The 15,610-nt window shown below is 65.7% G+C and carries 13 protein-coding genes; 6 read left to right on the top strand and 7 right to left on the bottom strand.

Annotated features, from left to right (window positions below; genetic code table 11):
• Positions 1 to 2: 2 nt before the first annotated feature.
• A complete protein-coding gene (locus tag K2W81_RS06135; RefSeq protein WP_294102276.1) occupies positions 3 to 1,220 on the bottom strand; it encodes a type II secretion system F family protein in 1,218 nt (405 codons plus the stop codon).
• Between the two features lie 2 nt (positions 1,221 to 1,222).
• Positions 1,223 to 2,947: a type II/IV secretion system protein gene (locus K2W81_RS06130; RefSeq protein WP_294102275.1), complete on the bottom strand. Its 1,725-nt coding sequence runs from the start codon at positions 2,945 to 2,947 to the stop codon at positions 1,223 to 1,225.
• Between the two features lie 419 nt (positions 2,948 to 3,366).
• Between K2W81_RS06130 and K2W81_RS06125 the strand changes: the two genes are divergently transcribed.
• The 4 genes from K2W81_RS06125 to K2W81_RS06110 all read left to right on the top strand — a co-directional run bounded on the left by K2W81_RS06125 (position 3,367) and on the right by K2W81_RS06110 (position 8,590).
• A complete protein-coding gene (locus K2W81_RS06125; RefSeq protein WP_294102274.1) occupies positions 3,367 to 4,995 on the top strand; it encodes a vanadium-dependent haloperoxidase in 1,629 nt (542 codons plus the stop codon).
• Between the two features lie 162 nt (positions 4,996 to 5,157).
• Positions 5,158 to 5,676, top strand: a complete 519-nt coding sequence (locus K2W81_RS06120) for a hypothetical protein (protein WP_294102272.1) — start codon at positions 5,158 to 5,160, stop codon at positions 5,674 to 5,676.
• A 25-nt stretch (positions 5,677 to 5,701) separates the two neighbouring features.
• A complete protein-coding gene (locus tag K2W81_RS06115; RefSeq protein ID WP_294102270.1) occupies positions 5,702 to 7,900 on the top strand; it encodes a TonB-dependent siderophore receptor in 2,199 nt (732 codons plus the stop codon).
• A gap of 36 nt (positions 7,901 to 7,936) precedes the next feature.
• On the top strand, positions 7,937 to 8,590 hold the full coding sequence (locus tag K2W81_RS06110; protein WP_294102268.1) for a Fe2+-dependent dioxygenase: 654 nt from the start codon (positions 7,937 to 7,939) through the stop codon (positions 8,588 to 8,590).
• A gap of 28 nt (positions 8,591 to 8,618) precedes the next feature.
• Here K2W81_RS06110 and K2W81_RS06105 read toward each other — a convergent pair whose 3' ends face one another.
• The 5 genes from K2W81_RS06105 to K2W81_RS06085 all read right to left on the bottom strand — a co-directional run bounded on the left by K2W81_RS06105 (position 8,619) and on the right by K2W81_RS06085 (position 14,019).
• Positions 8,619 to 9,977 carry a HAMP domain-containing sensor histidine kinase gene (locus K2W81_RS06105; protein ID WP_294102266.1) on the bottom strand — a complete coding sequence of 453 codons (1,359 nt, stop codon included), beginning with the start codon at positions 9,975 to 9,977 and terminating at the stop codon, positions 8,619 to 8,621.
• Positions 9,978 to 9,984: 7 nt separating this feature from the next.
• Positions 9,985 to 10,704 (bottom strand): response regulator, encoded by a 720-nt coding sequence (locus K2W81_RS06100; protein WP_294102264.1) that lies wholly within the window; start codon positions 10,702 to 10,704, stop codon positions 9,985 to 9,987.
• Positions 10,705 to 10,818: 114 nt separating this feature from the next.
• Positions 10,819 to 11,598 carry a hypothetical protein gene (locus K2W81_RS06095; RefSeq protein ID WP_294102263.1) on the bottom strand — a complete coding sequence of 260 codons (780 nt, stop codon included), beginning with the start codon at positions 11,596 to 11,598 and terminating at the stop codon, positions 10,819 to 10,821.
• 124 nt (positions 11,599 to 11,722) lie between these two features.
• A complete protein-coding gene (locus K2W81_RS06090; RefSeq protein ID WP_294102262.1) occupies positions 11,723 to 12,499 on the bottom strand; it encodes a thioesterase family protein in 777 nt (258 codons plus the stop codon).
• On the bottom strand, positions 12,496 to 14,019 hold the full coding sequence (locus K2W81_RS06085) for a class I adenylate-forming enzyme family protein (protein ID WP_294102259.1): 1,524 nt from the start codon (positions 14,017 to 14,019) through the stop codon (positions 12,496 to 12,498). The genes K2W81_RS06090 and K2W81_RS06085 overlap by 4 nt, the downstream gene beginning before the upstream one ends.
• 87 nt (positions 14,020 to 14,106) lie before the next feature.
• Here K2W81_RS06085 and K2W81_RS06080 point away from each other — a divergent pair, with 87 nt between their 5' ends.
• Together K2W81_RS06080 and K2W81_RS06075 are read left to right on the top strand one after the other, a co-directional pair.
• The gene (locus tag K2W81_RS06080; RefSeq protein ID WP_294102257.1) at positions 14,107 to 14,721 is read left to right on the top strand and encodes a glutathione S-transferase family protein; all 615 of its coding nucleotides are present in this window, start codon (positions 14,107 to 14,109) and stop codon (positions 14,719 to 14,721) included.
• Positions 14,679 to 15,509, top strand: coding sequence for an SDR family oxidoreductase (locus K2W81_RS06075; protein WP_294102256.1), 831 nt, complete (start codon positions 14,679 to 14,681; stop codon positions 15,507 to 15,509). Before K2W81_RS06080 ends, K2W81_RS06075 begins: the two co-directional genes overlap by 43 nt.
• Positions 15,510 to 15,610 lie beyond the last annotated feature (101 nt).

Here is a 15,610-nt window from a genome sequence, read left to right as displayed (position 1 = left end):
GTTCAGGATACCGCCACATCGTTGAAGCCGAGAATTGCCGACATGATTGCCGCAATGATCGCCGCGACTGCCGCGCCGAGGATGATCGTGATCAGCGGCGTCACCACGCCGATGATGCGCTGAAGCCGGATTTTGACATCGCGGTCGAGCACATCGCTTAACCGGTCGAGCATTAGCGCGAGCTGCGAAATTTCCTCACCGGTGCGCAGGAAACCGAGCGCAATGCGCGGGAAGACCCCGGTCTCGGCGAGCGGCGTGGTCAGGCCACCGCCTTGCTTGACGCTGCTGGCGACATCGCTGACCGCGCGCGCCATCACGCTGTTGGTGATCGTTCGCTGGGCGACGGCCAAGGCCGACGGCAGCGTCACGCCGCCATCAACCAACGCGCCCAGCGTGCGGGCGAAGCGCGCGGTCTCGATATGCTGGACGAGCGTGCCGAGTTGCGGCAGCCGCAGCACGATCCGGTCGCGCCATGCGCGCGCGGCGCGTTGCTGGAAACTCGCCCAAATGATCGCGCCCGCGCCAATTGCGCCGCCCAGGATCAACCACCCCTGTGCGCGCAAGCCCCGGCTCAGATCGAGCACGAAGCGCGATTCGGGCGGCAAGGCTGTCCCCGCGCCCACAAACAGCGCATCAAATTGCGGCACGACGAACAACAGCATCATCAGGATCACTGACACCGCGATGACAATCAGGATGACCGGATAGATCATCGCGGTGGTGATCAGCGCGCGCAGATCATCGGCCTGTTGCATTGCGCCGGCGAGCCGTCCGAGCGCGGGGCCGAGCGCGCCATTGGCTTCGCCCGCTTCGGCCATCGCCTGCGCCATCGGCGGGAATAGTGCGGGGGCGTCGGCCATCGCGCTCGACAGCGGTTGGCCCTGCTTGATCGCGGCGAGCAGCCGGACGAATTCGGCACGCACCCCGGCATGGCCGATATTCTCGATCGTCAGCGCCACCGCGCGGTCGAGCTGGAGCCCAGCCCCGAGCAAGGTCGCGAGTTCGCCGAAGGTCTTCGTCACCGCCATGCGCGCCTTGCCGCTGATCCGCTGGCGCTGGGTGGTGACCGCCACTGCGCTTGAGGGCCGTTCGGTGACATCGACCGGCATCACGCCCAGCCGCCTGATCTGCGCGACGGCGTGGGCGCGGGTCGGCGCGTCGATCTCGCCGCGGGTCTGGCGGCCATTGGGGGCGATCGCCTGATAAGCAAAGTTCGCCATGCTCAGCTTTCCGCCGCAACCCGCAATACTTCTTCGAAGGTCGTGGTGCCGGTCTGCAGCTTGGTGATGCCATCGGCGAGCATCGTCGTCAGCGCGCCGCTCTTGCGCGCCGCCTTGGCAATGGTGCGCGCGTCGGCGCGTTCGAGCACCCGCCCGGCAACCTCGTCATCGATCGTGAGCAACTCGATCAGCGCGATCCGCTTGTCGAAGCCGGTGTGACGGCAGGTGTCGCATCCGACCGCCTTGAAGAAGGGGCCGGATGTCGTCCCGTCCAGCCCAAGCGCGCCAAGCTGCGCCTTGCTCGGCTGATAGGGCTGGCGGCAGGTCGGGCACAGCCGCCGCACCAGCCGCTGCGCCAAAATGGCGTTGAGCGTCGAGCTGAGCAGGAACGGCTCGACCTGCATGTCGATCAGCCGCGCAATCGCGCCGACCGCCGTATTGGTGTGCAGCGTCGACAGGATGGTGTGGCCGGTCAGCGCCGCTTGTACCGCGATTTGCGCGGTATCGAGGTCGCGGATTTCGCCGACCATCATCACATCGGGGTCCTGCCGCAAAAAGGAGCGCAGCGCGGTCGCAAAGGTCAGGTCGATCGCATTATTGACCTGCATCTGGACTATGCCCGCCAGCCGATATTCGATCGGATCCTCGATCGTCAGGATCTTGCGCGTGCCCGAATTGAGTTCGGACAGCGCGGCATAAAGTGTCGTCGTCTTGCCGCTGCCGGTCGGGCCCGTGACGAGCACGATGCCATAGGGTTTGGCGAGCGCGGCGCGCAGCCGGTCGGCAAGGTCGTTGCTGAAGCCAAGGCTGGCGAAATCGAGCGCGAGATTGGCGCGGTCGAGAATGCGCAGCACCACCGTTTCGCCGTGGATCGACGGCGCCGTCGCCACGCGCAGATCAATCTCATTCCCGCGCACGGCGAGCCGCATGCGGCCGTCCTGCGGCAAGCGTCGCTCGGCGATGTTGAGCCCCGCCATCACCTTGATCCGCGACACCAGCGCCGATCGCATCGACGGCGGCAAGGGCGGCTGCAACACCAACACGCCATCGATGCGGAAGCGGATCACCACGCGGTCGTCGGCGGGCTCGACATGAATGTCCGACGCGCGCAGATCGACCGCGTCGGCAATCAGGCGGTTGACGGCGCGGATGACCGGCGCATCGCTGACGAGATCGCGCAAGCGTTCGAGGTCATCTTCATCGGCGGCGGTGTCGCCATCGGTCGCATCGACCGGCGTCTCGCGGTAAAGCCGGTCGATCGCCGCATCGATATCGCTCGGCAGCGCGACGACCCGCGCAACAGGAAGGCCGTAAAGGAAACCGAGCGCTTCGGCCGCAAAATCGTCAAACGGATCGGCCATCGCCACATGCAGCCATCCCGCGTCGGCCGCGATCGGCAGCACGCGTGCGTCTCGCAAGAATGCCGTGCTCGGGCTGGCACCTGCGACCGGCGCGGCGGGCAGCGCCTCTGCCGCAAGCTGTGGCAGCCCGGTCGCTGACGCGATCGCCTCAGCAAGCGCCCGTTCGGAGACCAGCCCCAGTCGATTGAGCACGGTCTGGAACGGCTCGCCAGTTTCCGCCGCGACAGCGGTCGCGCGCGCAAAGGCTTCGGCAGTGATAAGTTTTTGGCATTGGACAAGCGCGGGAATCGAGCCGTCGCCGACCGTGGGGTGATGCCCCGTCGTGCGGCCCGGAAGAGTCGGAAAATGCGCGGTCTGCACCTCCATAGCCTCTCCAAATTCCCCCGCTAGCTCGTTGCTGCCCCGCCCACTTTCATCAGTGTGCGATATCGGGGGGCGCTGGCAAGCGCGACTTATGGTTACGACGAAAAAGATTGGGATACCGTAATATTCATTAATACAATGATTGATGTTAAATCATTGTGGCATATGGGGATAGTTATGGTTGATAAAATTTTATGACAAATTGAAGAATCTGTCCCGATTCTGGATGGTTGCGGTTCGAGATAACTTGAACTAAAGTCCGACTCGGAGGCTAGGCAGGGGCAATTCTTTTCAAATATTAAATTGAAAAGACAAATCAAGACGTGTTTGTCTTTAATAAAGCACAATCTTGATCGAGCCGAACCCGAGTGTTGTTGCGTATGCGTAAAGCAATCGAAACCATTTGGGAAAGAGGAACCCCCATGTCCAAATCGATAAAGCTTGCCGTGCTTGCCACGGCCGCATTGGCGCTGCCTGCGCTGATGCCGTCTGCCGCGTTTGCGCGTGGTGATGATGAAGGTAAGGGCAAGTTCAGCCGCGACCAGGAAGTTGGCTATCTCGGCGAATTCAGCACCTCCGCCATTGCCAAGAACATCCGCGAACGCCTCGAAAACCGTCGCGATGCGCGCCGTGTTTCGGACACCGCCGATCGCGTGCTGATGTGGACCGAAGTCGCGCTCGATGCCAACGCGCTCGATCACACGCCCCCTAGCGGCGGTCGCGCTGCGCTGAGCCAGGGCGGCCCCGTGCGCACCGCGCGTGCCTTTACGATGACGCAGATTGCCGTGTTCGACGCCGTCAATGCGTTCAAGGGCAAGTTCCGCCCGTACAACAACATTGGCAGCGCGCCGCGTGGCGCGTCGATCGATGCCGCGATCTGCTATGCCGCGCATGACGTGCTCGTCGCGCTCTACCCGACCCAGCAGGCACGTATCGACGTCGTGCTGTCGTCGGATCTGAGCCAGGTTGGCGGTTCGGCTGCCAGCATCAACGCCGGCAAGGTGGTCGGTCAGGCAGCCGCTGCCGCGATCCTCGCACGTCGCAGCGCCGATGGCTCGCAGGTCAGCGAAGTCCAGTTCGGTGCCGGTGGCCGGGTCGCTTCGGGGACGACGACCTATTTCGGCCAACCGGTCAACAACGGCAACGGTCTGGCGTTCAACTGGTCGCCCGATCCGCTGACGCCGGGCGCAACCCCGGGGAGCGTCAATGGGCTGGCACTGGGCGCCAATTGGGGTGCGGTGACACCGTTCGTGCTCGCACGCGGTGACCAGTTCCGCGCACCGCCGCCGCCAATGCCCGGCACGGCAGCCTATCGCGCTGGCTGGAACGAAGTGAAGGCAATCGGCGCTTCAAGCGATACCGCTGGCAGCACCGCCACCGCCGCCACCAAGTTCATCGGCAACTATTGGGGCTATGACGGCGCGCCGCTGCTCGGCACCCCGCCGCGCCTGTACATGCAGATTGCGATCCAGCTCGCCAAGAACAATGGCGTTACCGGTGTTGCCGAGCTTTCACGCTATCTTGCGATGGTCGCAACATCGATGGGCGATGCCGGTATCGCGGCATGGGACAGCAAGTATTTCTACAACTACTGGCGTCCAGTGACCGGCATTCGCCGTGGCACTGAGGATGGCGATGCGCAGACGGGGGCCGATGCCGCCTGGAAGCCCGTCGGCATCTCGGTGATCAACACGACCGCCCCGATCCTCGCGACGCCGCCGTTCCCGGCCTATGTTTCGGGCCACGCCACGTTTGGCGCGGCGGTGTTCGAAACGATCCGTGGCTTCATCCCCAACAACACGCGTTTCACCTTCGTGTCGGATGAATATAACGGTGCCGGTGTCGATCCGTTCGGCACGCCGCGTCCGCTCGTCCCCGTTCGCTTCCGCTCGCTCGAACAGGCGCAGGAAGAAAATGGCCAGAGCCGCGTCTACAACGGCGTGCACTGGATCTGGGACAGCACGGCCGGCCAGAACATCGGCGTCAGCATCGGCCAGTACATCCCGAACCACGCGTTCCAGCGGGTTCGTGGCGAACGCGACGACGATTAATCGCGTTCGATGAGGTTGTGCCGTCCGGCGATCATGGTCGTCGGGCGGCACGCTCCCACGGCAGGGTCGCGCAAGGAAAGCCGAGCGCGGCCCTGCTGCTTTGGGGCGGTGCAAATATCAGCTGGCGGTCGCAGTGGCGCGCTGGCGGTGGGGAATAGCATGATGTTAAAGTCCATTTTTCTATCGGTACTGCTTGGCTTTACCGCGCTGTCGGGTGCTGGCGCGCAGACCGCCGCGCCGTCGGCCACGGGTCAGGCCCCCCGCACGCCGCCGCCAATCCGCGAGAAGTTCGTCGAACAAGGGATCGATCAGCTCAGCTCGCCCTTCACCAAACCGACCGTCCTCAAGCTCAACGCGATCGTTCAGAAGTCCAAGGACATCATCGATCGCTTCGACCACGATATCAAAGCGATCCGCACCGCCGTCGCCGCAGCCGCCAAGCGCGGCGCGCCGGTGGCTGCCCGCGCGCGCGCCACCGCAAGCCTTGGCACGCTGTCCGCGCTGTCGGGGCGCGCGCGGGTCAATCTGGCCGAGATGAAGCGCGCTGAACGCGGCGTGCGGACCAGCGGCGAGAAATATAACGACACGATCCTGTCAGCGATGGTGGCGTTCTGCGTCGACGTCGACACCGAAGTGCGCACCGAACATCGCCAGCTCGCCGCCAAGCTCAAGCGCGGCTGAGGCATCACCGCGTGGTGGCCTGACAATGACGGACGGATTGGCAAAACGGTGCAGCTTCGCGGCGGGCGACATGGCGGCCAGCCTCGCGCTGATGCTGGGGGCCGTGCCCGCCGCAGCGGCAGCGCATGAGATTGGCGAAGCGGACAAGGCACCGAAGACCGATGTCACCGTCACCGCCGCGCGCGACGGGAAAGCCGCCGTTGACCGGTTGACCCTGCCGATCGCCGAACAGCCGCAGGCGATCACCGAGATTTCGCGCGAAGACCTTGAACGGCGCGGCGTCTCCAATCTCAACGATGCCTTGCGCAATGTCGCGGGATTGAGCCTCGGCGCGGGCGAGACCAGTTTTCAGGGCAATAACGCGATCCTGCGGGGCTTTACGACGCGCAACGATCTGTTCGTCGATAACGCCCGCGATTACGGCTATTACTTCCGCGACAGCTTCGACGATGCGCGGATCGATGTGCTGAAAGGGCCGTCAGCGATCCTGTTCGGGCGAGGTGCGACCGGTGGCTTGATCGCGCGGACGACGCGCCAGCCCGATCAGACCACGCGCGTTGAAGCCTTGTTCCAGGCCGGGCTCGACGACACGCTGCGCTTCACGGTCGACGCCAATGTCGCGGGCGTGCTCGGGACCGGTAGCGCGGTGCGGCTCGATGCCGTCGTCCATCGCTCGGGCGTGGCCGCGCGCGATGGCGCACTGTCCCGCCGCTGGGCTGTGGCACCCAAGATCGCCTTTGGGCTCGGGACCGCGACGCGGCTGTTCATCGGCTATCAGCATCAGGAAGAGCGCAACCGCCCCGATTACGGCATTCCCTGGTATGTCGGCACACAGGCCAATCCCGGCGTCCCGGTGCCGGTCGCGCGCACCACTTATTACGGGTTCAGCAATGATCGCCTGAATACCAACGTCAATATTGTCACGGGCCGGGTCGAGCATGATGTCACTGCGCAGACATCGCTGCGCGCGCAGATCCGCTATTCGAACAACAGTCGCGATTTTCGCTATAGCGAGGCGGTGCTGCCTGCCGGCACGCTGCGCACGACGCCGCTCGACCAGATCAGTGTGTCGCGAACGCTGTTTCAGGGCACCAGCCGCGACATCTTCCTCCAGGGCCAGGTCGATCTGCGCACCGCCTTCAAGCTGGGCGGCACCCAGCACATTTTGGTCACCGGGTTCGAGGCCGCGCGCGAAGGCGCCGAGCCGGTCTATGTCACCAATACCAATGTGCCTGGGACCACGCTCGTCGCGCCGACCAACCCGTTCTACGCCGATGGCACCAGCAGCTTTGTGCGATTGCGCGCGCGCACGCGGTCGTTTTCCTTCGGGATATTCGCAATCGACACGATCGAGCTCGGCCCGCAGTGGCGCGCGATCATCGGCCTGCGCTGGGACAGTTTTTCGACGCGCTACGTCAGCACCAGGTTCGCGGCATCGGGGGCGACCGATCGCGCGACCGACATCGACCGGACCGACCGCAAGTTCAGCTATCGCGGCGCTTTGCTCTATAAGCCCGTGCCGTCGCTGACGCTCTATGTCGGCTACGCCAATTCGTTCAATCCGTCGGGCGAGGGGATTGAATCGCTCGTCTCGGCCGGGCGATCGGTAGCCGAAGCCAATATCAACCTGCCGCCCGAGACAAGCTTCTCGGTCGAAGGGGGCGCGAAGTGGCAGGTCTTCGGCGCGCGCGGCTTATTGAGCGCGTCGCTGTTCCGGATCGAAAAGGACAATGCGCGCGTCCCCAATCCGACAACACCGGGATTCAACGCGCTCGGCGGGCGGCAGCGTGTCGATGGCGTCGAGATCGAGTTCGGGGGGACGCCGCTGCCGGGCTGGGACGTCAAGTTCGGCTATAGCTATCTCGACAGCCGCACCTTGGCGTCGGGCACCGGCGGCCCGATCGTCGGCGCGCCCTTGCCGATCACCCCGCGCCACAGCGGCTTTTTCAGCACGGCCTATAATGTCACGTCGCGTTTCAATCTGGGAATGAACGTCACGGCTGCGGCGGACCGCGTCGGGCAGAACACACCGGCACTTTATCTGGTGGCGCCGGGCTATGCCGTGCTCGACCTCAGCGCACGCTACCGCGTCACGCGCTGGCTCGACGTGTCGGTGACGGCGAACAACGTTACCGACACACTTTATTATGACCAGCTGCACCCCTTTCACGTCATCCCCGGTGCGGGTCGCACTGCGCTCGTCGCGCTCAAGGCGGTTTTTTGAGCGCGCGCCGCGATAATCTGGGGTAGCCCTAGCGCGATGCTTGAAATCACCGGCGTCCTGACGCCCGCCGAAATCGCCGAAGTGCGCACGCTGATCGCCGGTGGTCAGTGGGTCGACGGGCGCGCCACCGCCGGTCCGCTATCGGCGGCGGTCAAGCGCAACCGCCAGCTCGACGAGGATGATCCGGCCGGGCGCCGCGCAGGCGCGATCATCCTCGACGCGCTCGCGCGTAGCGGCGTGTTCGCCTCGGCCGCGCTCGCCGCGCAAATCGCGCCGCCGCTGTTCAACCGCTATGGGCGTGGCGAGGGCTATGGCGACCATGTCGACAACGCCATCCGGCCGCTGCTGCGCGGGCGGATGCGGCTCGACCTGTCGGCGACCTTGTTTCTGACGCCGCCCGAGGAGTATGGCGGGGGCGAGCTCGTAATCGATGGCGCGCCGGGCGTGAAACTGGCTGCGGGCGACCTGTTGCTCTATCCGGCGGGCAGCGTGCACCGCGTTGAACCGGTGACCTTCGGCGAGCGCGAAGCCGCCTTTTTCTGGGTCCAGAGCCTGGTGCGCGATCATGCGGCGCGCGCGATGCTGTTCGCGCTCGATCGCACGATCCAGTCGCTCGCAACCGGTACACCGCAAGTCGTTGAATTAACCGCGCTCTACCATAACCTCCTGCGGCGTTGGTCGACCCCCTGACGCGCAACGGTCGCTTCGAACGCTCGCGTTAGCGGCGCGGCAGCACGATCGTCGCGTCGAGCCCGCCGCCATCGCGGTTGCGCAAGCTGATGTCGCCGCCCGCTTCGCGCACGATCGCGCGGGCGAGCGTCAGGCCGAGGCCTGCGCCGCCGGTATCGCGATTGCGCGAGCTCTCGAGCCGAGTGAAGGCGTCGAAAACATGCGCGATCTTGTCGGGCGCGATGCCGGGGCCGCGATCGGCGATGACGATGTCGATCTCGGTCGGGCGCGCGGCAATGCTGACGTCAGCCGATCCGCCATATTTGACGGCGTTTTCGACCAGATTGCGCACCGCGCGCCGCATCAGCGCGGGGCGGAGCTTCAGGGTGATGCGCGGCGATTCAGCGAACTGCACATCGGCGCCGAGCGCGTCGAAATCATCGACCACGGCCTCGACCAGCGCGCCGAGATCGGCCTCTGTCACTGGCTCACTTGGCCGCCCGAGCCGCGCGAGCGAGAGGATATCGTCGAGCGTACGGCTCATGTCGTCAATCGTCTCGGCCATGCGCGCGCGGTCCTGATCATCGTCGACCGATTCGATCCGCACGCGCAGCGCGGCGAGTGGCGTGCGCAGATCATGGCCGATCGCGCCGAGCATCTGATCCTTTTCGTCGAGCATCGCCGACACGCGCAGCCGCAACTGGTTGAACGCTGCGATCACCGCGCGCACGTCATTGGGGCCGGTCTCGTCGAGCGGCGGCGCGATATCGCCGGGGCGATAGCTGCGCGCCGCCGCCGCCAGCGTTTGCAAGGGCCGGGAAATCCGCCGCGCCGCCCATAGCATCGGCAGCAGCACGATCACGTAGAGGATCAGCGTCTGCGCGACGAGCGTCGCGATCAGCCCGCGCTCGCCCCGCTGCCACGGCGCGCGCAGCACCAGCCAGCCGCCATGGTCCGGGCGTTCGACGGCGACCACAAGCTCCGCGCCGAACCGCATGTAGCGCTGGGCTTGCCGCCGCCCGAAAGTCTGGAGCCGCGGGTCGCTGCGGTCAACCGGGCGCACAGCGGAGTCGATTTGACCGGGCTTCAGGCCGAGCTCGATCAACTCGCTGCGCAGTGCCGTTTCGATTTCGGTTAGCCTTGTGGTGCTTCCGCTGAGCGGATCACGCGGCACCAACTGGATGCGCCCGCGCCCGTCACCCGGCTGGCGGAAACGGCCAGCGGCAATCCGGTCTTCGACATCAGCGATGCGCGCGGCGGCCGGGCCGACCACGCCTTGCAGCCGCGCCTGCCGCCGTGCTTCGAAGATCAGCGCGAAATTGATTGCCTGCGCCACGAACAGCGCAATCGCGACCAGCATCGCCAATTGGCCGGGCAGGCTGCGCGGCCACAGCCGACCAAGGGTCACGGGTGGTTCACAGCCGGTGGACTTCAGCCGCCAGCGTATAACCGCCGCCCCAGACGGTCTTGATGATGTCGGGCAGCTTGGGGTCGGACTCAATCTTCCGGCGTAAGCGGCTGACCTGATTGTCAATTGCGCGGTCGAACGCAGCGGCTTCGCGGCCCTGCGTCAGATCGAGCAACTGGTCGCGCGTCAACACCTGACGCGGGCGCTGAACCAGCGCGAGCAGCAGATTATATTCGCCCGTCGACAGCGCGACCGACACACCCTCGCGGTCGACGAGCGCGCGCTCGCCGGTCTTGAGCACCCAGCCGGCAAAGCCGTAAGCATTGGCCTCGGGCGGGTGGAGCCGCGCGCCGCCATTGGCCGCACGCCGCAGCACGACCTTGACCCGCGTCGCCAGTTCGCGCGGCGAAAAGGGCTTCACGACATAATCGTCCGCGCCCATCTCCAGCCCGACGATGCGGTCGGTCTCTTCGCTCCGCGCGGTCAGCAGGATGACGGGCACGTCGCTGGTCGCGCGCACGTGCCGCGTCAGGCTGAGGCCATCCTCCCCCGGCATCATGATGTCGAGGATGGCGAGATCGATTGCATAGGCCGCCAGCCGCGTCCGCGCGGCTTCGGCATCGGCGGCTTGCGTGACCCGAAAACCCTGGCGCGACAGGAATTGCGCCAGCGGCTCGCGGATCGATCGCTCGTCGTCGACAAGCAGCAAATGGGGCTGATCGGCCATGACATTCGGGTTTAGCATAGGCTTTGTCAGTTCGTGCAAGGGGTAGGGCCGGGCGGACGGGGAGGGGATGTGTCCGCCCGGCAACCAGGGAAAATCCCCGGTATCTCGGTGGGCTTATTGCGGCTGAAGTTCCGCTTCGGATGCACGCGGCCCTTGCCCGCCGAAGCGCCGTCCACCGCCCGCGCCGAGGCGTGCGCGAATGGCATCCCGCTCGCTGGCGTCGACTATGCCGTCGTTGTTGGTGTCGATCCGGGCGAACGGGGCCTCGAACTCGGCGCGGCTAAGCTTGCCGTCGCCATTGCGGTCGAGCCGGGCCATCCGCCCGCCGCCGCCTGCGCCACCGCCGCCAGACCCGCCCTGCGGGATCGCGGCGCGCTCGGTCGCGTCGATGAAGCCGTCCTTATTGGCATCGAGAAGGTCGAAGGGCGCCACATATTCGGCCCGCGTGACCTTGCCGTCGCCATTGGTGTCGAGCCGCGCGAGCATCCCGCCACCACCGCCGCCGCCGGGTCCGCGCGGACCTGCGCCACCGGGCGGCGGGGGCATGCCGGGTCCGCCTGCCTTGTCGCCGCCGGGGCCGCCCGGACCCATGCCGTCAGGTCCCATGCCGCCTGGCCCACCCGGGTGCTCAGCGCGCATCGTGTCGCGTGCGGTCTTGCGCTCTTCAGGCGTAAGCTGACCGTCCTTGTTTGCGTCCATCATGTCGAAGCGCTTGGCCGCCTGCGCGAGGAATTCGGCGCGGGTGACGACGCCGTCGCCATTGCCGTCACCGAGCCGCACCGCGCGACGATCGGCCTTACTCGGGCTCGGGCCCTGCTGCGGTGCGGGCTGCGCGCAGGCCGCGCTCGACATGACAATCCCGGCAAGCGCCGTGGCGGTGATCCAATGCCTCATGGTCGTTCCTTTTCCTGATCGCGTCAGCAACGCGTGACCTGTCGACCAACTTTTCGCGCCCAGATGTCGCGCGCTTTTGTCATCGGATGCCCGAATTGTCGCAATTTGTCGCAGCAGGGCAGCGTCAGGCGAAGATCGCGACGCTTTGCATCCCTTCGGCGATAAGCTGCCCGTCGGCATTCCAGAGCGCCATCGACTGGCTCGAACAGCCGTTGCGGGCATAGTCCGACTGCGCGCGCAGCAGCCACCAGCCGTCGGTCGTCGATGGCGTCGGCGTGAGCAGATTGACGATCCAGGTGAGCGAGCTGATCGGCCCCATCTGCTGCCCGAACAGCCGGATCGCGGCGGGCGGCATGCCGTCGGCGATCGCCATCACATGCACCATAGGGTCGATCCCTTCAAAGGCCTTCATCCGGCCCCAGCGCAGCAACTCGGCGGGGCCGATCTCGGGCTCTTTCATGTCGAAGAATTCGAAATTCTGGGCGAAGAATCCCTCCGGCCCGCTCCATAACTTGGTGCCGGGTTCGGGCGGGCGACGATCAACCGGTGGGCGCTGGTCGAAGTCCACAACCGAGGGCTGGTCGGCCATGAACACGAAAGTGGCGCGCAGGCCTAACCCGGCATCGGACACGACATCGGCCTGAATGAACGCCGCTGTGCGCCCGCGCCGCAGCTTGGTGGCGGTGACGCGAACCTCTCCCGCCAGTGGGCCGATGAACGACACTTGCGCCGATCGCAGCGGCGGCAGATCGGGCTCGCATTGCTGCGCGGCATGCAGCGCGAGTGCCGCCGACAGTCCGCCATAGCTGGTGCGCCCCTGCATCCAGTCGGTCGGGATTGCGCCGACAAAGCCGCCCTCGATCGGCGTGGTCTGGCCAAGAATTTCGGCAAGCGTCGTCATGCTATGGCTTTCCATTGATCGCGCAATTCGCGCTTGAGCACTTTGCCGATCGCGCTCCTCGGCAGTTCATCGACCGCAACCAGATCAGCGAGGCGTTGGGTCTTGCCGAGCTTGGCGTTGGTATCGGCGAGGATTGCCGCCGCATCGGCACCGCCATTCGCCACGAAAAAACCCACCGGCGTTTCGCCCCAGGCTTTGCTCGGCACGCCGACCACGGCGCAATCGGCGACTTGCGGGTGAGTGCGCAGCACGGCTTCCAAGTCGCTGGGGTAAATGTTGAACCCGCCCGAGATGATCAGGTCCTTCTTGCGGTCCATCAGGATCAGGAAGCCGTCTTCGTCGAAGCGCCCGACATCGCCGTGGCGGATGTAGCGGTTGCCCTCACCGTCGTGCCATTCGGCGGCGGCGGTTGCGTCGGGGCGGCCGTGATAGCCGTTCATCATCGCGGGTGACCGGCCGACCACCTCGCCCATCTCACCGGCGGCTACTTCGTTGCCATCATCGTCGATCAGGCGGATGTCGTGCCCCTCGGCGGCCAGGCCGACGCTGTGCAGCTTGGTGGGGTTGAGTGTGCAATTGAGGATCGTCGTGCCGCCACCTTCGGTCATGCCATAATATTCGACCAGCAACCCCGGCCAGCGCGCGCAAACATCGGCCTTGAGCTTGGCCGAGAAAGGCGCCGACGTGCAGGTCTTGAGCCGGAAGCTGGACAGGTCGAAGGCGTCGAAATCGGGGATTGCCATGATGCGGCTATATTGCACCGGCACCAGCATCGCATGCGTTGCGCGGTTGGCCTCGGCCATTTCGAGGAATCGGCGCGCGTCGAACTTGGCCATGATGACGGCGGTGCCGCCCCAGCCGATCGTCGGCAGGAATACGACCAATGTGGTGTTCGAATAGAGCGGCGTGGCGACCATCGTCACCGCGTCGCCGAACCCGGCGGCGGCATTGCGGTGGATATGCGCCCAGCGCATCGCGTGGCTCTGGACGATCCCCTTGGGCGTGCCGGTGGTGCCCGAGGAATAGATGATGTTGAAGGGGTCGGCGGGCGCGATCTCGACCGGGGCGGGGCGGGTGCCTTCCTGGGCGAGCCAGGCGTCGAAGTCCGCGCTGCCGAGCTCGATCATCCGCGCGGCGATGGGCTGGCCGGCGAGCGCTGCCCGCGCGTTCGCGTCGACGAAGACATGCGCTGCGCCGCAATCATTGATCATCGCGGCGAGCTGTTCGGGCGTCGATCCCGGTGCCAGCGGGGTGGCAGCGCCGCCAGCGCGCAGGGTCGCGAGGAACACTGTCGCACAAGCGACCGAAGGCGCCCCAACGATTGCGACCGCCTGTGCGTGCGCCAAACCATCGCGCTGGAGCGCCGCTGCGATCCGGTCCATCGCGGCATCAAGCGCGGCATAGCTCAGCGCGCCGTCCTCGCCGACGATCGCGGTCTTGGCGCCGCGCTCGATGCCATGCGCGCGGATGATCTCCGGCAGCGCGGCAAAGTCGCTGGCAAGCTGGGTCGCGGCGTCCATATCCCCTCCGATTGAGCGAAGCGCTAGGCGAGCCGCTACCAAAATGCCATACGCGATCTTCGAAAACGTGACCGGGAGCCAAAGTTCATGCTGTTCTACGATGCCGTCAACCCGGCCCCTAACCCTCGGCGTGTACGGATTTTTATGGCCGAGAAGGGCCTGAAGATCACCACCAAAGTGCTGTCGATCCCTGAGGGCGAGCACAAGGGTGAGGAATTTCTGGCCGTCAATCCGCTCGGGCAAATCCCGGCGCTTGAACTCGACGATGGCGAGGTGATTACCGAAAGCGTGTCGATCTGCCGCTTCCTCGAAGCGCTCAATCCCGATCCGCCGATGTTCGGCACCGGCCCCAAGGGGATTGCCGATGTCGACATGTGGGTGCGCCGCGTGGAAATGCGGCTGATGATTCCGGTGGGGATGGTGTGGATGCATACCCATCCCTTCACCGCCCGGGTGGTGAAGCCGCAGTTCCCCGACTTTGGCGAGACGCAGCGCAAGCGCGCGCTGGTGGTGATGCGCGAGTTCGATACTGCGCTCACCGATCGGCAGTGGCTGGCGGGCAAGAATTTCTCGATCGCCGATATCGTGCTGCTGACAACGATCGACTTTTCGACCTGGATTGGGCTGCCGATGCCTGATGATTTGACGGCGCTGAAGGCGTGGCACGACCGCGCCACCGCGCGGCCGAGTGCGGCTGCATGAGCTGGGAGGGGCGCGTTGCCGTCGTCACCGGCGGCGGGACGGGGATTGGCGCGGCGACGGTGCGGCTGCTCGCCGCGCGCGGGGTCCACTGCGTCATCAACTATGCGTCGAGTCGCGATGATGCCGAGGCGCTCGCCGCTGAAGTGAGCGGCGGGGCAATTGCGGTGCAGGCCGACATCACCGACGACGCGCAGTGCCGTGCGCTGGCGAAGGCCGCGACCGACGCCTTTGGCCGCATCGATTTCCTCGTCAACAATTCGGGCCGCACCAAATTTGCCGCGCACGAAGATCTCGACGCGCTGTCGGGCGCAGATTTCATCGACATTTATCAGCTCAACGTCATCGGCGCCTTCCAGATGGTGCGTGCCTGTGCGCCCGCGTTGAAGGCGGGGGATGCCAGCGCAGTGGTCAACATCGCCTCGGTCGCGGGCGTGTTTGGCATGGGATCGTCGGTTGCTTATGCTGCCTCCAAAGGTGCGCTGATCACGATGACCAAGAGCCTTGCGCGGGTGATGGCGCCTGCCATCCGGGTGAATGCGGTGGCGCCGGGCTATGTCGGCACCGGCTGGTTCGAAAAGCGGCTGGGCGCTGTGGGTTTCGCCAAGCTCAACGAGCGGATCGCGGCCAGCGTGCCGATGGCGCTCGCGACGATGGCCCCCGATGTCGCGGCGCCCGTCGTCAACCTGCTCGACCCGGCGATGCGGAGCGTGACGGGCGAAGTGATGCTCGTCGATGCCGGCGGGCACCTCGACGTCGCGCTGAGCCGGCGGCCGGGGAAAGAGGGGTAACGCGGCAAAGATTCGGGCTAATCCAATCCCTTTCGCCGTTTGTGTCGAGCGAAGTCGAGACACGATGCGCATCGCTTGGAGCTTGTTTCTCGACTGCGCTC

The sequence above is a fragment of the Sphingomonas sp. genome (genome assembly GCF_019749955.1).
GTDB lineage: Bacteria > Pseudomonadota > Alphaproteobacteria > Sphingomonadales > Sphingomonadaceae > Sphingomonas.
This window is presented reverse-complemented; position numbering and strand designations above follow the sequence as displayed.